The sequence below is a fragment of the Tatumella sp. UBA2305 genome, assembly GCF_002345795.1.
Lineage (GTDB): Bacteria > Pseudomonadota > Gammaproteobacteria > Enterobacterales > Enterobacteriaceae > Tatumella > Tatumella morbirosei.
In genome coordinates this window covers 148321-165035 of record NZ_DDVT01000011.1, presented here as the reverse complement: position 1 = coordinate 165035, position 16715 = coordinate 148321, and the positions used below count along the sequence as shown (strand labels likewise).

The 16715-nt window shown below is 49.5% G+C and carries 16 protein-coding genes and 1 riboswitch; of the genes, 13 read left to right on the top strand and 3 right to left on the bottom strand.

The genetic code is table 11. The annotated features are described in order from the left end of the window. Positions 1-846 precede the first annotated feature (846 nt). A complete protein-coding gene (gene uvrB / locus B3Z23_RS04955) occupies positions 847-2877 on the top strand; it encodes an excinuclease ABC subunit UvrB (RefSeq protein ID WP_294902494.1) in 2031 nt (676 codons plus the stop codon). A gap of 2 nt (positions 2878-2879) precedes the next feature. On the opposite strand, the gene B3Z23_RS04950 is transcribed toward uvrB, so the two are convergent. After that, the gene (locus B3Z23_RS04950) at positions 2880-3782 is read right to left on the bottom strand and encodes a gluconeogenesis factor YvcK family protein (RefSeq protein WP_294902490.1); all 903 of its coding nucleotides are present in this window, start codon (positions 3780-3782) and stop codon (positions 2880-2882) included. Between the two features lie 206 nt (positions 3783-3988). After that, a riboswitch (molybdenum cofactor riboswitch) is annotated at positions 3989-4126 on the top strand. Between B3Z23_RS04950 and moaA the strand changes: the two genes are divergently transcribed. The 11 genes from moaA to B3Z23_RS04895 all read left to right on the top strand — a co-directional run bounded on the left by moaA (position 4116) and on the right by B3Z23_RS04895 (position 13350). After that, positions 4116-5102 (top strand): GTP 3',8-cyclase MoaA, encoded by a 987-nt coding sequence (gene moaA, locus B3Z23_RS04945; RefSeq protein ID WP_294902488.1) that lies wholly within the window; start codon positions 4116-4118, stop codon positions 5100-5102. Its footprint overlaps the riboswitch before it by 11 nt. A 14-nt stretch (positions 5103-5116) precedes the next feature. Beyond that, positions 5117-5632, top strand: a complete 516-nt coding sequence (gene moaB, locus B3Z23_RS04940; RefSeq protein WP_294902485.1) for a molybdenum cofactor biosynthesis protein B — start codon at positions 5117-5119, stop codon at positions 5630-5632. A gap of 2 nt (positions 5633-5634) precedes the next feature. Then, entirely contained in the window at positions 5635-6120 is a 486-nt protein-coding gene (moaC, locus tag B3Z23_RS04935) for a cyclic pyranopterin monophosphate synthase MoaC (RefSeq protein WP_294902482.1), read from the top strand. Beyond that, positions 6113-6358 carry a molybdopterin synthase sulfur carrier subunit gene (moaD, locus tag B3Z23_RS04930; RefSeq protein WP_294902479.1) on the top strand — a complete coding sequence of 82 codons (246 nt, stop codon included), beginning with the start codon at positions 6113-6115 and terminating at the stop codon, positions 6356-6358. Before moaC ends, moaD begins: the two co-directional genes overlap by 8 nt. Before the next feature lie 5 nt (positions 6359-6363). Beyond that, positions 6364-6828, top strand: a complete 465-nt coding sequence (gene moaE / locus B3Z23_RS04925; protein ID WP_294902476.1) for a molybdopterin synthase catalytic subunit MoaE — start codon at positions 6364-6366, stop codon at positions 6826-6828. Positions 6829-6896: 68 nt separating this feature from the next. Then, positions 6897-7964: a DUF1615 domain-containing protein gene (locus B3Z23_RS04920; RefSeq protein ID WP_294902473.1), complete on the top strand. Its 1068-nt coding sequence runs from the start codon at positions 6897-6899 to the stop codon at positions 7962-7964. Between the two features lie 73 nt (positions 7965-8037). Continuing rightward, the gene (locus B3Z23_RS04915; RefSeq protein WP_294902470.1) at positions 8038-8748 is read left to right on the top strand and encodes a Bax inhibitor-1/YccA family protein; all 711 of its coding nucleotides are present in this window, start codon (positions 8038-8040) and stop codon (positions 8746-8748) included. Positions 8749-9200: 452 nt separating this feature from the next. After that, positions 9201-9593: a YbhQ family protein gene (locus B3Z23_RS04910; protein WP_046791629.1), complete on the top strand. Its 393-nt coding sequence runs from the start codon at positions 9201-9203 to the stop codon at positions 9591-9593. A 223-nt stretch (positions 9594-9816) separates the two neighbouring features. Next, positions 9817-11127: an ATP-dependent RNA helicase RhlE gene (rhlE, locus tag B3Z23_RS04905; RefSeq protein ID WP_294902464.1), complete on the top strand. Its 1311-nt coding sequence runs from the start codon at positions 9817-9819 to the stop codon at positions 11125-11127. A 4-nt stretch (positions 11128-11131) separates the two neighbouring features. Then, entirely contained in the window at positions 11132-12079 is a 948-nt protein-coding gene (gene dusC, locus B3Z23_RS04900) for a tRNA dihydrouridine(16) synthase DusC (protein ID WP_294902460.1), read from the top strand. 74 nt (positions 12080-12153) lie between these two features. Next, positions 12154-13350: an MFS transporter gene (locus B3Z23_RS04895; protein WP_294902457.1), complete on the top strand. Its 1197-nt coding sequence runs from the start codon at positions 12154-12156 to the stop codon at positions 13348-13350. 252 nt (positions 13351-13602) lie between these two features. Here B3Z23_RS04895 and B3Z23_RS04890 read toward each other — a convergent pair whose 3' ends face one another. Both B3Z23_RS04890 and B3Z23_RS04885 read right to left on the bottom strand, forming a co-directional pair. Then, positions 13603-14679, bottom strand: coding sequence for a L,D-transpeptidase family protein (locus B3Z23_RS04890; protein ID WP_294902454.1), 1077 nt, complete (start codon positions 14677-14679; stop codon positions 13603-13605). 147 nt (positions 14680-14826) lie between these two features. Then, the gene (locus tag B3Z23_RS04885; protein ID WP_294902451.1) at positions 14827-15402 is read right to left on the bottom strand and encodes a DedA family protein; all 576 of its coding nucleotides are present in this window, start codon (positions 15400-15402) and stop codon (positions 14827-14829) included. A 265-nt stretch (positions 15403-15667) separates the two neighbouring features. Between B3Z23_RS04885 and pbpG the strand changes: the two genes are divergently transcribed. Further along, positions 15668-16576: a D-alanyl-D-alanine endopeptidase gene (gene pbpG / locus B3Z23_RS04880; RefSeq protein ID WP_294902448.1), complete on the top strand. Its 909-nt coding sequence runs from the start codon at positions 15668-15670 to the stop codon at positions 16574-16576. Positions 16577-16715: the final 139 nt, after the last annotated feature.

Genomic DNA, 16715 nt, shown 5'->3' with positions numbered 1-16715 from the left:
ACTCCTCTGTGTGGGTAACGCCAGGCCAATGAGCGAATGTCGTGTGACTTCGCGCCATCTCTCCTTCAGGCGACAGCTTTAGAATGAATAAAGCAATTATCAGGCCAGTAATGAAATAATTGGTTTTGAGCGCAGGGAATAGCATCAGGTTTGTGATATGAATCTCATTTCGTTGTGACAGGTGAGAGGAACGAACCGGGATTGCACTTTGCAGGTGCTCACTGGAAAGTTTTACGGTGCATTTTGACCTGGAAAAAGGCAAAAAATCTGAAGAGGGCTACTTGATTACAGTTAAATATAACGAAAAAAGTGAGAGTGACAACAAATTGAAAAACGCAGAAGTTTCGCAAAAAAAAAGCTGAAAAAATTTTTTTTGGGGCTGCCCGGGAGGGGATGGGTAATTTATTCACAGCTGATGCCGTCAGGGTTAAAATCACTTATCCACCATTCCTGTGGATAACTATGTGCATTAGCAGCTTAAAACAGAGCTGACCCAAGGAAATATGCGGCCTGGCAACAGGCTGGCTGTAAATCGGGCTCCTGATAATAATTCTAACTTTTCAAATAGTTAATTAAAATCAACCCTGAGCAGTTTGAACCAGAGTATTCTAAGGATAATTTGTTACATTAACTTGACAAACAGAACGACAGCTGAGTTGGCGGTGGATAACCTGCGGGGCAGAAAATTATCGCCCGTGACTGAAAATTAATTCGTATAGAATTCCGTTACTCACGGTATTCGTCGGGGGGGAACTGTGTGCATATCCAGTGTTCAGGCTGGCATATTTTGAGGTAGTGAGTAAACTAGTCAGCCCGCCCGAAAAAAAAGCGACAGGTGACCAAACGATGAGCAAGGCTTTCAAACTTCACTCCGAATTTAAACCGTCAGGTGACCAGCCAGAGGCTATCCGGCGGCTGGAAGAAGGTCTGGAAGACGGGCTGGTACACCAGACATTGCTTGGGGTTACCGGTTCAGGAAAGACATTTACGATTGCTAACGTCATTGCTGACCTTAACCGGCCAACTATGGTATTGGCTCCGAATAAAACACTGGCAGCTCAGCTCTATGGTGAGATGAAAGCCTTTTTTCCTGACAATGCTGTCGAATATTTCGTCTCTTACTACGATTATTATCAGCCGGAAGCCTATGTTCCCAGTTCAGATACCTTTATAGAGAAAGATGCGTCGGTCAATGAACATATCGAGCAAATGCGATTGTCGGCGACTAAAGCACTGCTGGAACGTCGCGATGTTATCGTGGTGGCTTCGGTATCGGCAATCTATGGTTTAGGCGATCCTGACCTGTATCTGAAAATGATGTTGCATCTAAGCCGTGGGATGATTATTGATCAACGCAGTATTTTACGACGGCTGGCTGAACTGCAATATACCCGTAATGATCAGGCATTCCAGCGCGGTACTTTCCGGGTACGAGGCGAGGTTATCGATATTTTTCCTGCGGAGTCCGATGAAATTGCTCTGCGGGTGGAGTTGTTTGATGATGAGGTAGAGCGGCTGTCGATTTTTGACCCCTTGACGGGGCAGGTAGCGCAAACAGTGCCACGTTATACCGTCTATCCTAAAACACACTATGTCACACCGCGTGAGCGAATTATCCAGTCGATGGAAGAAATCAAGGTTGAACTGGCTGAGCGTCGTCGGGTATTGCTGGAAAATAATAAATTGCTCGAAGAGCAGCGTATTGCACAGCGGACCCAATTTGACCTGGAGATGATGAATGAGCTCGGTTACTGCTCAGGCATTGAAAACTATTCCCGTTATCTGTCCGGGCGTGGTCCGGGAGAGCCACCTCCGACGTTATTTGATTATCTGCCGGCAGACGGTTTACTGGTTGTGGACGAATCCCACGTCACTATCCCACAAATTGGCGGGATGTATCGCGGTGATCGGGCCCGCAAAGAAAATCTGGTGGAATACGGTTTTCGCCTCCCCTCTGCGCTCGATAACCGTCCTCTGAAATTTGAAGAGTTTGAGGCTCTGGTCCCACAGACTATCTATGTTTCGGCGACTCCCGGGGCCTATGAACTCGAAAAATCCGGTGATGAGGTTATCGATCAGGTGGTACGACCTACCGGATTGCTTGACCCGATCATTGAAGTCCGGCCGGTAGCGACACAGGTGGATGACCTGCTGTCGGAGATACGCCAGCGAGCTGAAATTAATGAACGAGTTCTTGTCACTACGCTAACCAAACGTATGGCTGAAGATCTGACAGAATACCTGGAGGAGCATGGAGAACGGGTACGTTATCTGCACTCTGATATCGACACGGTGGAAAGAATGGAAATCATCCGTGATTTGCGGCTGGGAGAGTTCGATGTGCTGGTGGGGATTAACCTGTTGAGGGAAGGGCTGGATATGCCAGAGGTTTCACTGGTCGCTATTCTGGATGCGGATAAAGAAGGTTTTTTACGTTCAGAACGTTCGCTGATTCAGACCATTGGGCGTGCTGCGCGTAATATTAACGGTAAAGCTATTCTCTACGGAGACCGTATAACGCCATCAATGGCACGGGCTATAGAAGAAACCGAACGGCGCAGAGAGAAACAACAGGCCTGGAATACTGCTCAGGGAATTGTGCCGACACGGCTCAACAAGAAAGTCACTGATATTCTGGAGCTGGGGCAGGGCATTGCCCGGACCAAAGGTAAATCTCATGATAAACGTCAGAGTTCCGGACGTGCGGCGGAGAACAGTGGTCAGTATGCGGCACTGACTCCACAGGCCATGCAGAAGAAAATTACCGAGCTGGAAGCCCGGATGAATAAACATGCGATGGATCTTGAGTTTGAGGAAGCAGCACGGGTCCGTGATGAATTGCACGAAATCCGTGCCCTGTTCATTGCGGCTTCCTGATATTAACCCAGACTCTGAACGGCCTGTTCCAGGGCAATATGTAACAAGTGGCGATCATGACGGTATTTAATATCTCCGGCTTCGAGCGGACGTTGAATCACATGACGCCCTTCAAGGTGACTGATATCGGCCGCCGGGCTGACAACAACGGCATCAATGACACGGCGGCCTATCACTTGTTCGATGTACTGCAATTTATCACTCACGCTCAGTGAACCTGCCGGGCTTTTCTCTTTACCCAGATTACCAATAAAAATCATTTTTGCCGGAGTACGGCGCAGTGCTGTTGCCATCTGTTCCATTAACAGCACTGGCATCAGACTGGTATAAAAACTGCCAGGACCTATCAGAATTAAATCAGCTTCGGCAACCGCCTGCAGGGCTTCGCGGGTTGGCGAGACATCAGGAAATAATTCAAGCGTAGCAGGAATCTCACTCATGGCATCAATGGCCGTTTCACCGTAAACGGCATGTCCCTGAGGGTCGGTAGCCACCAGATCCACTGGCTGCTCAGACATGGGGATCAGAAAAGCGTCCACTTTCAGCACATTACGGATCAAATTAATGGCCTCCAGTGGCCTGACACTAAGATTATCCAGAGCTTTTAGCATCAGATTACCCAGATTATGCCCTGCCAGCTCACCCTGCCCGCTAAAGCGGTATTCAAACATTGCGGAGGCAATGCCGGGCTCGGTAATCAGCTGGTTAAGGCAATTGCGCATGTCGCCCCAGGCGATACCTCCTTCGGAACGACGAATTCTGCCAGTAGAGCCCCCATTATCCGTGGTAGTGACAACGCCGGTTAAACGTGAACCCAGAGCGGATAGTGAAGACATGACACGTCCTAAACCGTGTCCTCCGCCGATGGCTACTACGCGGTCTAAATCTGCCAGTGTACGATTCATAAATCTCCTTTTAATGGCGGCTATCCTGTCAGAATAATACGGATATATAACAGCAAACTGTCCGGAGACCTATTCTCGCTGATTGATTGACTGTTTTACAGCGGATTAATCTGCAGGTATCAGTGAACATTTAAAGCGGAGCAACGCTGACAACATGGCTTCTTCAGGTGTTTCGCGCTAGAATTCAGACACACGATTATCTGTACTGATAATTTACACGCCAAGCCCCTCGGACCTGTGTTATTGCTGATAATATGGCTGACGGGCCGCAGTTTTTACTGCCAGGGTGTGGGAAGAAATGACCACATCTCCCGACTTCGGAAAGGTGTTCCTGTGTCTCAGTTAATTGATACGTTTGACCGGCGTTTTTACTATCTGCGCCTGTCTGTTACAGATGTGTGTAATTTCCGCTGTACTTACTGCCTGCCGGACGGTTACCGGCCAAACAGTGTCCGCAATAAAGGCTTTTTATCACTGGATGAAATCCGGAGGGTAACCCGTGCATTTGCAGCAGCCGGTACTGAGAAAATTCGCATCACCGGTGGCGAGCCCTCCATGCGTCGTGATTTTACCGATATTATCGCCGCCGTCCGGGAAAACTCAGGGTTACGAAAAATTGCCACCACGACCAATGGTTACCGGATGGCCCGGGATATCAGGGAGTGGCGCGATGCCGGTCTGACTGCGGTCAATGTCAGTATCGACAGCCTTGACGCCCGCCAGTTTCATGCCATCACCGGACAGGATAAGTTTCACCAGGTGATGGCCGGGATTGATGCGGCTTTTGAGGCAGGATTTAGCATGGTTAAAGTGAATACCGTGCTGATGCGTGATGTAAACAGCCAGCACCTGCAAACTTTTCTTGACTGGATTCGTACCCGGCCAATACAACTGCGTTTCATCGAACTTATGGAAACCGGTGACGGTAGTGATTTGTTTAAGAAACACCATATCTCTGGTCAGGTCATTCGTCGTCAGTTACTGGAGAGCGGCTGGCAGGCCGGAGTCAGAGCCAAAGATGATGGGCCTGCGCAGGTATTTACCCACCCGGATTATCAGGGCAGTGTGGGCCTGATTATGCCTTACGAAAAAGATTTTTGTCTGAGCTGTAACCGACTCAGAGTCTCCGCAGTAGGCAATCTGCACTTGTGTCTGTTTGGCGATCACGGAATACCGTTGCGTGATTTACTGGCCAGCGACCAGCAACAGGAGGAATTACAGGCCAGAATCGCCTCCAGCCTGGGACAGAAGAAACAGACCCATTTTCTCCATCAGGGAATGACCGGGCATACCCAAAATCTTTCATTTATCGGCGGTTAGTCAGGAGAGACATCATGAGTAAATCCCCAAAGGAATTTGTCCCGTTAACCGTGGCTGTGATGACTGTTTCAGACAGCAGGGATGCACATAACGATACCTCCGGTCACTATTTGAGCGAAATGGTGACTTCCACAGGTCATCATCTGTCAGAGCAGGTTATCTGTGCAGATAACCGCTACCAGATTCGTGCGGTGGTTTCACGCTGGATTGCCAGTGAACAGGTTCAGGTCATTATTATTAATGGTGGCACAGGTTTTCATGTGAAGAACAGCACGCCGGAAGCACTGTTACCGTTATTCGATCGGACTATTGATGGTTTTGGTGAACTGTTTCGAATGATCTCATTTGAAGAAATTGATTCATCTACCTTGCAATCCCGTGCGGTGGCAGGGATGGCTAACCAGACATTAATTTTTGCGGTCCCGGGATCCACGGGGGCTTGTCGTCAGGCATGGGAGAGGATTATCTCACCACAGATTGATGCGACTACCGCCCCCTGTAATTTCGTTTCACAACTAAAGAAGTTCTGAGTATGTCGCAGCTAACCCATATCAACAGTGCCGGAGAGGCACATATGGTCGATGTTTCGGCCAAGCAGGAAACCATACGGGAAGCCCGTGCAGAAGCTTTTGTTTGTATGAACTCCACCACATTGCAAATGATTGTCGATGGCAGTCATCACAAGGGGGATGTATTTGCAACTGCAAGAATTGCCGGCATCCAGGCAGCAAAACGTACCTGGGAACTGATCCCTCTTTGCCATCCGTTGATGCTGAGTAAAGTTGAAGTTTCCCTTACCGCTTTACCGGAAGAGAATCAGATTCATATTGAAACTCTCTGTCGGCTCACAGGGAAAACCGGGGTAGAAATGGAAGCTCTGACCGCCGCCTCAGTAGCTGCACTGACTATCTATGATATGTGTAAAGCGGTGCAGAAAGATATTGTGATTGACGGATTACGACTGATAAGCAAATCCGGAGGCAAGTCGGGGGACTTCAGGGCAGATCACCATGATTAATATATTATTATTTGCCAGAGTGCGTGAGCTCGCGGACACAGCCAGTCTTGAGATTCCCTTTGAGTTCAGCGATGTTGAGTCATTGCGTCTGGCGTTGAGTAGCCGTGATAAAAACTGGGCTCTGGCGATGGAACAAGGAAAATTACTGGCGGCGGTGAATCAGACGCTTGTTCCGTTCACTCATCCATTACAGGACGGTGATGAAGTGGCATTCTTCCCGCCGGTTACCGGAGGCTAACTTTTATGAATCAGACCCACATTCGGGTAGGTGATGCGTCATTTTCTGTGACAGAAGCTCACCAGTGGTTGTCAGGAGATGACGCGGATGGCGCCATTGTGACCTTTACCGGCAAAGTACGGAATCATAACTCGGGTGACAGTGTGGCAACGCTGACACTGGAACATTATCCGTCTATGACCGAAAAAGTGCTGGAATCGATTGCCGCTGAAGCCCGGCGGCGCTGGGAACTGCAGAGAATCGTGATCATTCATCGCGTCGGTAGCCTGGCGGCAGGTGAGCAGATTGTATTTGTCGGTGTCAGTTCGGCACACCGAAACAGCGCATTTGCCGGAGCAGAGTACATCATGGATATTCTGAAGACCCGGGCCCCGTTCTGGAAGCGGGAAACGACGCCTCTGGGGGATCGCTGGCTGGACGCGAAAGAGAGTGACCAGCAGGCCGCCAAACGCTGGTTAGCGTCGAACTGATGCAGGAGTCAGTGCTGGGTTTTTTCGGTCATCACTGTTGCAGACTGAGCAGACAGTGGATCACGGGGATGAGTGGTTTACTGGTATTGCTGTTGCTGAACGGTTGTAGTCAGCATTCAGTCACTGCACCGACGCAAAAGCCGGTGACGGTGAAAGCCAAAATTCAGCGTCTGCTGCCGCCAACAGTTACCGATAAAGCTGGCTGGTCAGAGGATATTTATCAAAGCTTTCAGCATCAGTCATTATCACCTTCGGCTGAAAATTTATGTGCTGTTATTGCTGTTGCTGGCCAGGAATCCGGATTTAATCCGAATGCTCCCGTCAATGGTTTACCCGCGATTGCTATGAAGGAAATCTACCGGCGAGCGGCGACTCTTTATATTCCCCGGTTTCTGGTTAACACGGCGTTGAAAATTCCTTCATCGGACGGACGCAGTTACGCTGAGCGTCTGAAAACAGTGCACACCGAAAAACAGTTGAGTGACATTTTCGATGACCTGATCGACAGAGTTCCTCTGGGACAACGGCTGTTTGGAAATCTGAATCCTGTCCATACCGGGGGGCCAATGCAGGTCAGCATTGCGTTTGCTGAGGCTCACGACGCCGGTTATCCATGGCCAGTGAAACATTCTGTTCGTCAGGAGGTTTTCAGTCGTCGGGGGGGAGTCTGGTATGGAACACTGCATCTTTTGGGCTATCCGGCAGACTATCCGGCCATGTTATACCGCTTCGCGGATTTCAACGCGGGATGGTATGCCAGCCGCAACGCGGCTTTTCAGGCTGCCGTGATGCAACTCACCGGGCGTAAACTTGCTCTGGATGGCGATTTAATTCGCTATGACAGTGATGCTGCTGGGGCCACTGAACAGGCAGTCCTCAGCCTGCAGTCACGGCTAGGCTTAAGTGCTGCAGAGATTCACCGCCAACTAACACAGGGAGAGTCTCCTGAATTTCAGCAGAGTCGTGTCTGGCAACAGGTTTTCCGGCTGGCCGATAAGCAGAAGGGAAGCGCGTTACCCCGCCAGCGGTTACCTGGCATCGAACTGAACAGTCCCAAAATTACCCGCAATCTGACCACCGCCTGGTTTGCCCAACGGGTCAATAGTCGCTATCAACAATGCCTGGCACGGCAATGATCGGTGACTGGCGTAACTGACCTGATTTGTGTCACACTGGCATTATCTGTTTAAACGTCTCAAGAGGTGAATCATGGAGCGATATCAACGACAGGATAATTCGACATTGCAACGGGCAGGCTCAGGTCTGCAAACTTATATGGCACAGGTCTACGGATGGATGACTTGCGGGCTGTTACTGACGGCGTTTATCAGCTGGTATGCGGCTAGGACCCCTCGGGTGATGGAGTTTATTTTCTCCAGTCAGTTGACGTTTTTTGGATTGATCATTATTCAGTTGGCTGTTGTGTTTATCTTATCCGGAATGGTCCATAAAATGAGCAGTGCACTGGCGACCTCATTATTTATGCTTTATTCCGCACTGACCGGGCTGACACTGGCAAGTATTTTTCTTGTCTACACTTATTCATCGATTGCCAGCACTTTCTTCGTGACGGCCGGAATGTTTGGTGCCATGACCTTATTTGGCTATACCACCAAACGCGATTTAAGCCGGCTGGGTAGCCTGATGTTTATGGCACTGATTGGTATTCTGATTGCTTCACTGGTGAATTTCTGGCTGAAAAGCACCGCAATGATGTGGGCTATCACCTATATTGGTGTTGTGGTTTTCGTTGGTTTGACAGCCTATGACACTCAGAAGCTTAAGAATATTGGCGAATCGATTAACGCTGATGATAAGGAAAATCTGCGTCGATACAGTATTGTCGGGGCGCTGACCTTGTATCTTGATTTTATCAACCTGTTCCTGATGCTGTTGCGGATTTTCGGCAACCGCCGGTAATAACAATTCATTCCAACTCAGGGGCCATCCGGCCCCTGTTTCTTATACAAACCTCCTCTTGTCTGACCGTACCCGGTGATGGCCTTCTGCTGTCTCTGTCTGTAGGTGATGTACTGTTCGAAACAGCGTTTTTTGCGCCGGGAAAGAGCGGAATATCGACTTTAAACAAAAATATCTGTTTTTGCCTCATCTCACTAAAATTGGGGCTTGCAGGCGCATAACTGACTGCCTGACGGGGGGCAGGATTGCAAAAAATGAAATAAAAGTGATTTTTGTGGCATAATACTGCCGCTGAGTCACCTGGTCCGCAAAGAAAACTGGTGTTCTGATCACATTTGAACAACAGAAAATCAAAAATCACAGGTGCTTTTTTTGAAACTGGATTAGTCTGATAATCCTTACCGACATGTCGGTTTGTATCGGCGGCGTTCTTGCCTGCCAGGAGAGAAAAAATGAAATGGTCTAATCGCGTTAAGATTATCACCGGTCAAACCTGCTTCCATATTGCAATGCATCTGAGTGTCGTATTGCTGCTGGTGTGGGGCTGGAAACACCGGTTACTGACTGAGGTCAGTGCCAGTCTGGTGACGGCTTATGTCGTATTACTGTTGGCAATGATAGTAACGCAGCGCTTACCACGTCTGCGGGTCGCGGGCGATTATCTGGAAGAAGCCAGTACCACCTACTATTTTGGCGCAGCTATGCTGTCCCTGTTCCTGTTCTCACGGGTAATCCATAATCCTTTGCTGGTGGGTGCGCTGGGGGTAGTGATGTTGGTAGGGCCGGCATTGATCTCCCTGTTGGCTAAAGAGCCTGTCCGCCAGATAGAAAAAAAACGTAGTTAATTCCGTTGGTTCCGTAGGATCAGACATGACAATATCTGCTGATCCTTCACCATTTCGCCATGATTGATAGTCCGGGACCCTCGCACAGTGACCGTAACTCTGTTAAACTGTGTATATCATGCATCGTAGTTTTTGCCCCTGACTTATCTCTGAGTCACATGACATAACCCCCTGAAAACTGCACCGTTACTTACGGTCAGGGCGTCCCGGAGTAAAATTTTCCATGTCTTTTGAATCTCTCGGTCTTAGTGCCGATATTTTGCGTGCTGTCAGCGAACAAGGCTACAGCGAGCCGACACCTATTCAGAAACAGGCGATTCCTGTGGTTCTTGCGGGCGGAGACCTGTTAGCCAGTGCTCAGACGGGCACCGGTAAAACTGCCGGTTTCACCCTGCCGTTATTGCAACGGTTATCCGCGTCACAGCCTTCAGTCATCAAAGGCCGACGTCCGGTCAGGGCATTAATCCTGACTCCTACCCGGGAACTGGCGGCTCAGGTGGGGGAGAACGTACGTGAATATAGCCGTTATCTGAACCTGCGTTCACTGGTCGTTTTTGGTGGAGTCAGTATTAATCCGCAGATGATGAAGCTGCGTGGTGGCGTTGATATTCTGGTTGCCACACCGGGCCGGTTGCTTGACCTGGTTCATCAGAATGCCGCTGATTTGTCGGCGGTCGAAATTCTGGTGCTGGATGAAGCTGATCGTATGCTGGATATGGGCTTTATTCATGATATTCGCCGTGTACTGGCAAAACTGCCTCCGCGCCGCCAGAATTTACTGTTCTCAGCTACCTTTTCTGACGATATTAAAGCGCTGGCAGAAAAGCTGCTTGATCGTCCGTCATTGATCGAAGTGGTTCGGCGCAATACCGCCTCTGAGCAGGTAAGTCAGCAGGTGCATTTTGTGGATAAAAAACGTAAACGTGAATTACTGTCTTATCTGATAGGCCGTGATAACTGGCAGCAGGTACTGGTTTTTACCCGCACAAAACATGGTGCTAACCATCTTGCAGAGCAGCTAAATAAAGACGGAATTACAGCAGCAGCGATTCACGGCAACAAAAGCCAGGGGGCACGTACCCGCGCTCTGGCGGACTTTAAAACTGGCGAAATTCGTGTTCTGGTAGCCACAGATATCGCTGCCCGTGGTATAGATATCGAAGAACTGCCACATGTAGTGAATTATGAGCTGCCTAATGTTGCAGAAGATTATGTGCACCGCATTGGTCGTACGGGGCGGGCGGCTTCTACCGGCGCTGCATTGTCTCTGGTATGTGTGGACGAGCACAAATTACTGCGGGACATTGAGCGGTTGCTGAAGCGTGAAATTCCACGTCTGGCTATTCCGGGTTATGAGCCTGATCCTTCCATTAAAGCCGAACCTATTCAGAATGGGCGGCAGGGGGGACGTGACCGTCGCCCGGGTGGTCAGGGGGCGGGGCGTGGTCAAAGTTCTCGCCCACCACGTGCGGATAATAACGGCAACCAGCGGCCACGTCGTCCGGCAGCAGCAAAGAAAACGGAACGGACCTGACAGTATGCGGGTATTGCTGGCCCCGATGGAAGGTGTCCTTGATTCTCTGGTCAGACATCTTCTTTCTGAAGTCAATGAATATGATCTCTGTATCACCGAATTTCTTCGTGTGGTTGATCAGCTTCTGCCAGCTAAATCTTTCTACCGGCTCTGTCCCGAGTTACATCATGCCAGCCGGACCTCTTCCGGCACTTTGGTCAGAGTTCAGTTGCTAGGTCAGCACCCGGGCTGGCTGGCAGAAAATGCTGCCAGAGCGATTGAACTTGGATCATACGGTGTCGATCTCAACTGCGGTTGTCCATCAAAACTGGTGAATGGCAGTGGTGGCGGAGCCACACTGCTTAAAGACCCTGCAGTGATTTATCAGGCGGCTAAAGCGATGCGAGAAGCTGTGCCCGGAGAATTGCCGGTAACAGTCAAAGTCAGGTTGGGGTGGGATTCTATTGCCCAATGCCATGAAATTGCTGATGCCGTCGCCAGTGCCGGCGCGACAGAAATTGTGGTTCATGGGCGAACCAAAGAAGATGGCTATCGTGCCGAGGCTATTAACTGGCAGGCGATTGGTGAAATACGTCAGCGGTTATCAATTCCGGTGATTGCCAACGGTGAAATCTGGGACTATGAAAGTGCTGCCGCTTGTCGGACTGTTACCGGGTGTGATGCGGTGATGGTCGGCAGAGGGGCGCTGAATGTCCCTAATCTCAGCCGGGTCATTAAGTATAATGAAGCTCCAATGCCCTGGACACAGGTCGTTCAGTTGCTGAATAAATACTGTCAGCTGGAAAAGCAGGGAGATACCGGGTTATACCATGTTGCCCGGATCAAACAGTGGCTGGGTTATCTGCGTAAAGCTTACCCTGAGGCCAGTGAAGTATTTACCCGTGTGCGGGCATTAAAAACCTCCACAGAAATTGCGCAGGCGGTCAGTACCATTGCAGCTAACACGCTGTGACATATAGATGTTGTGATCACCATCAACTGTGATAATGTGCGTTTAGTCCTTCTTCTCCGGGTTTTCAGTTTATCATGTCCGAATCAGTGGTACTGAGTCGTTCTCAGTTAAACAAACGAATCTTATCAGTCATTATTTTTACATTTTTCTGCTATTTATCCGTCGGTCTGCCACTGGCGGTGTTGCCTGGTTTTGTCCATCACCAGCTCGGCTTTAGCTCCTTTATTGCCGGAGTGATTATCAGTCTGCAATATTTCTCTACTCTGGTCAGTCGCCCGCAAAGTGGCAGGCTGGCCGACAGTATGGGGCCAAAAAAGGTCGTTATGCTTGGCCTGGTATTATGTGGAATGAGTGGCGTACTGACGATTATTGCGGCCTGTTTAACCTCCAGGCCGTTACTGAGCTTATCGCTGCTGGCGGCTGGCCGGATATTCCTTGGAATTGGCGAGAGTTTTAGCAGTACCGGTTCTACCTTATGGGGGATGAATATTGCGGGTCCGGTACATACGGCGCGGGTCATTTCATGGAATGGCGTAGCCACCTATATGGCGATGGCGATTGGTGCGCCGCTGGGGGTAATGCTTAATCAGGGCCTGGGAGTGTTTGGCTTTGCCGGCCTGGTCGCACTGATGGGAGCCGTAGGTTTCTATCTTGCCAGCCGGAAACCTGCGGTGGTGGTGACGGTAGGTCAACGGGTTCCGTTCAGTCAGGTATTTCGCCGGGTCTGGGTTTACGGTGTTGCCCTGGGACTGGGAACGATTGGTTTTGGAGTGATAGCGACCTTTATCACACTTTACTTCAGTAGCCGGGGCTGGAGTGGTGCGGCCATGACTCTGACTCTCTACAGCCTGGGTTTTGCAGGTGTCCGGTTAGTTTCAGGAAATGCGATCACCCGGTTTGGGGGCATTAAAGTATCGTTGGTGTCGTTTATTGTCGAAGCAGTTGGTTTGTTTCTGCTATGGCATGCAGATTCAGTACTGGCGGCAGATATCGGGGCATTATTGACCGGCTGTGGTTTTTCTCTGATTTTCCCTGCTCTGGGAGTAGAGGCCGTAAAACAGGTAGAACAGCAAAGTCAGGGTTCGGCACTGGGTACCTATTCAGCGTTTCTGGATTTTGGCCTCGGGATAACCGGACCTGTTGCCGGACTTCTGATGAATCACCTTGGGATTCGTTCGGTCTATCTGGCTGCATCTCTGGTAGTGATTGCCGGGATATTGATGATGATTCGGCAATTTATGCGCCCGGCTAAATCAATTCCGACCAGTTAACTGGTCAGTGATTATCTGTGCAAAATAACGCTCTGTTTATCAGTGCGTTTTTTTTACCCGCGATAGGGTGAGCAGATATAACAGGGGAGGCCGAAAGTGCGAGTGCTGGTGACACCTGCGGATGGGCAGTTTGTTGGAAAAATAAGATCGTAAAAAAACTGCCCGGTCTGAACGACACCTTACTCAGTGGATTATCCCACTTTTGGGGTGTAGACTTCGCGGGCAGTTTTATATTTCAGTCAGAGCCAGTTTTTACTCAACAGGACCTGGCTGAGTAATGGTTGTCGGGGCATTGGTCTGAATGATATTGGCACCTTCGTCAGACATTGGAGTCATCGGTTCTTCTTTGGGTAACGCAGAGTCATTTTCCGTGACAGGATGCGGGGAAGTATCGATATTGTTTTCCACACCATTAATTTTCACTGGCATCCCGCTACGGGCTTTCAGCGCTGCATTCAGTACGTTCTGATTAATACTCGGGTCTGACAGCAATTTACTGACCGCCGGAGTAATTGTCAGAGGAACCTCAACGTTAGAAGTGAACTGTTCTTCTGTGGTGGACAGAGGGTTATGTACTTCAATATAACGCGAACCATCAGGTTCGACGGCAGCCTTGACAGGTTCATTGATAAACTGCACACGGGTACCGACCGGAACATGTTCAAACAGCCATTTAATGTCGTCAGCGCGAAGACGGACACAACCATGGCTTACACGTAATCCGATACCAAAGTTAGCATTGGTACCATGGATGGCATACAGGTTTCCGATATACAGCGCAAACAGACCCATGGGGTTGTCGGGACCCGCCGGGAAGACTGTGGGTATGTTTTGACCATTCGCCAGATATTCTGCGTGCATTGCTTTGGTCGGCGTCCATGTCGGGTTAGGACGTTTGGACTTAATACTGGTGACCCAGTTCAGTGGCGTATCTTTACCTAACTGACCGATACCGATAGGCAGTACTACGACGGTGTTGGTACCCTTCGGATAGTAGTACAAACGCATTTCGGCACTGTTAATTACGATACCTTCACGCGGTGCATCAGGTAACAGTAATTGCTGTGGAATGACCAGACGGGTTCCGCCTTTTGGCAAATAGACATCCACACCAGGATTGGCTTCCAGAATATTACTTAGCCCCATCTGATACTGAGAAGCAAAAGCTTCCAGCGGCAAATGGTTGTTCTCCGGAAGGGTGATCTGCAGATTTTCACCAATCAGACTGCTCTTCGCCGGGGGCAAAGGGTAAACCACTGCTAACGCTGAATGGCTGTATGCCGCTAATGCCAGCGCAAATGAAGCTAAGACGCGAATGCTATTTTTCATAATTATATAACTTGTTAGTGCCTGAATATGGGCTCGTTAAGGTTCCTGTAGCAGGACCATGTTCTGTCCGGCTGCACATTATATGGGCTAATCGCGGAATCGGAAACTGACATTTTACTACCGTGCAGTTCTCCCGCAGTTCACCGGTCAATGTTGTCGTCGTTGCTGCAAAAAGCGAATTCCTTTCCAGACTATATACAATACCGCTGCAGTTCCTGCCACCCAGAACACCGGCTTCAGATATTCATCCAGTCTGTCAAACCATGGGGCAATCAGTTTCCCGGCAAAGTAACCCAGACTGACAAAAAGTAACGCCCAGACGAATGCACCAATCACATTAAAAATCAGAAACCGGCGGGGTGATAGCTGGCTTGACCCGATAATAATGGGTCCAATGATGCGGAAACCATACATAAAACGTACACCAATCACAAATAAACTGGGATGACGGTTGATCAGTTCGCTGGCCCTCGCCACCTTATCCTGGTGATTGTTGAATTTAGACAGTATGCGGGTTCCATAACGGCGGCCCAGCCAGTACAGCAGTTGATCGCCAATGATCCCTCCGGCCATGGCGGCAACGACTACGCCGGCAAAATGCAGCAATCCTTTATGAGCTGCGATGCCGCCAAGTAATACAAAAGTCTCACCTTCAGCCATACAACCCAGTAACAGGGCGAAATACCCGTAATGGTGAATCAGTGAGTTAATATCGATATGCAACGTTACGATTCCTGGTCTGGTTCAGCAAAATTTAAGTTTACACGTCATTACGCTTCGGTGCGATGCTGGGACTCTGAGATATCATGTCAGCGGCATTACGGGTTTGTCAGACTTTCTTACAAATTCCGTGTCACAGCGACTCTCTGAGTTTTGGGCATTTTTCCTGAGGAAGGCGTATGATGCTGCCGCCAGCGGCATGAAATCGGCAATGGCTCCGCGGCCTGTGTCTGCACAGCATTAAAAACATTCAGGTATCTTCGAGAAAATGTCCTTACAACTACGTCATTCTTTACTTTTTTTTGCACTTTGTACCCCTTTGACAACTGCCGTGATTCCGGCTCAGGCTGAACGCAGTACTCCGGATGTTATCAGTACCGTACAGCCTCAGATCGCTTCCGGGAGTGCGTTGGTGATTGACCTGAACACCAATAAAGTGCTGTTTTCCAGTCATCCTGACAGGGTTCGACCGATTGCCTCGCTGACCAAACTTATGACGGTGATGGTGGTCCTGGATGCACATCAGTCTCTGGATGAAGTGATTAATGTGGATATCAGCCATACTCCTGAGATGAGGGGGGTATTTTCGCGGGTAAAGCTGAACAGTGAAATCAGCCGCCGTAATATGATGTTGCTGGCACTCATGTCTTCAGAAAACCGGGCCGCAGCCAGCCTGGCAGCTCATTATCCTGGTGGTTATCAGGCATTTATCGTGGCGATGAATAATAAAGCCCGTTCACTTGGCATGAAGCATACTCATTATGTCGAACCCACCGGTCTATCACTGAAAAATGTCTCTACCGCCAGTGACTTAGTGAAGTTACTGAAAGCCACAGAACGGTATCCGCTGATAGGGGAACTAAGTAAAACGAAAGAAGAAACTGCGGTATTCAGCCATCCGGCGTATGCTCTGCCTTTCCGTAATACTAACCACCTGGTGTATAACGATAAATGGAATATCCGTCTCACCAAAACCGGTTATACCGATGAAGCGGGTCATTGTCTGGCCATGAGAACCACCATTAATGGTCGTCCGGTTGCCCTGGTCGTACTGGATGCTTTCGGTAAATATACCCATTTTGCGGACGCCACCAGGATTCGAAGCTGGCTGGAAACCGGCAAAGCGGCTCCGGTGCCAGCGGCAGCTCTGGCGTATAAGAAAGAGAAAGCGCTGTAACCCAATCCGGTATTGCGTAATTACTGGTTACGTGATCAGATTTCCGGGAGTTCAGTTTATCTGAGCTTTCCGGAGATCCATTTTCAGTGCCATTCTTATAGCTGAGAGGGGCATAACCCTCTACAACCTATGGCTGGCC

What these genes read in the sequence shown, in the direction of transcription:
- moaB (WP_294902485.1), top strand. Translation starts at nt 5,117, where the DNA reads ATGAGTAAATCCCCAAAGGAATTTGTCCCGTTAACCGTGGCTGTGATG.
- B3Z23_RS04910 (WP_046791629.1), top strand. Translation starts at nt 9,201, where the DNA reads ATGAAATGGTCTAATCGCGTTAAGATTATCACCGGTCAAACCTGCTTC.
- uvrB (WP_294902494.1), top strand. Translation starts at nt 847, where the DNA reads ATGAGCAAGGCTTTCAAACTTCACTCCGAATTTAAACCGTCAGGTGAC.
- moaE (WP_294902476.1), top strand. Translation starts at nt 6,364, where the DNA reads ATGAATCAGACCCACATTCGGGTAGGTGATGCGTCATTTTCTGTGACA.
- B3Z23_RS04950 (WP_294902490.1), bottom strand. Translation starts at nt 3,782, where the DNA reads ATGAATCGTACACTGGCAGATTTAGACCGCGTAGTAGCCATCGGCGGA.
- B3Z23_RS04890 (WP_294902454.1), bottom strand. Translation starts at nt 14,679, where the DNA reads ATGAAAAATAGCATTCGCGTCTTAGCTTCATTTGCGCTGGCATTAGCG.
- dusC (WP_294902460.1), top strand. Translation starts at nt 11,132, where the DNA reads ATGCGGGTATTGCTGGCCCCGATGGAAGGTGTCCTTGATTCTCTGGTC.
- moaC (WP_294902482.1), top strand. Translation starts at nt 5,635, where the DNA reads ATGTCGCAGCTAACCCATATCAACAGTGCCGGAGAGGCACATATGGTC.
- moaD (WP_294902479.1), top strand. Translation starts at nt 6,113, where the DNA reads ATGATTAATATATTATTATTTGCCAGAGTGCGTGAGCTCGCGGACACA.
- rhlE (WP_294902464.1), top strand. Translation starts at nt 9,817, where the DNA reads ATGTCTTTTGAATCTCTCGGTCTTAGTGCCGATATTTTGCGTGCTGTC.
- B3Z23_RS04915 (WP_294902470.1), top strand. Translation starts at nt 8,038, where the DNA reads ATGGAGCGATATCAACGACAGGATAATTCGACATTGCAACGGGCAGGC.
- B3Z23_RS04920 (WP_294902473.1), top strand. Translation starts at nt 6,897, where the DNA reads ATGAGTGGTTTACTGGTATTGCTGTTGCTGAACGGTTGTAGTCAGCAT.
- pbpG (WP_294902448.1), top strand. Translation starts at nt 15,668, where the DNA reads ATGTCCTTACAACTACGTCATTCTTTACTTTTTTTTGCACTTTGTACC.
- B3Z23_RS04895 (WP_294902457.1), top strand. Translation starts at nt 12,154, where the DNA reads ATGTCCGAATCAGTGGTACTGAGTCGTTCTCAGTTAAACAAACGAATC.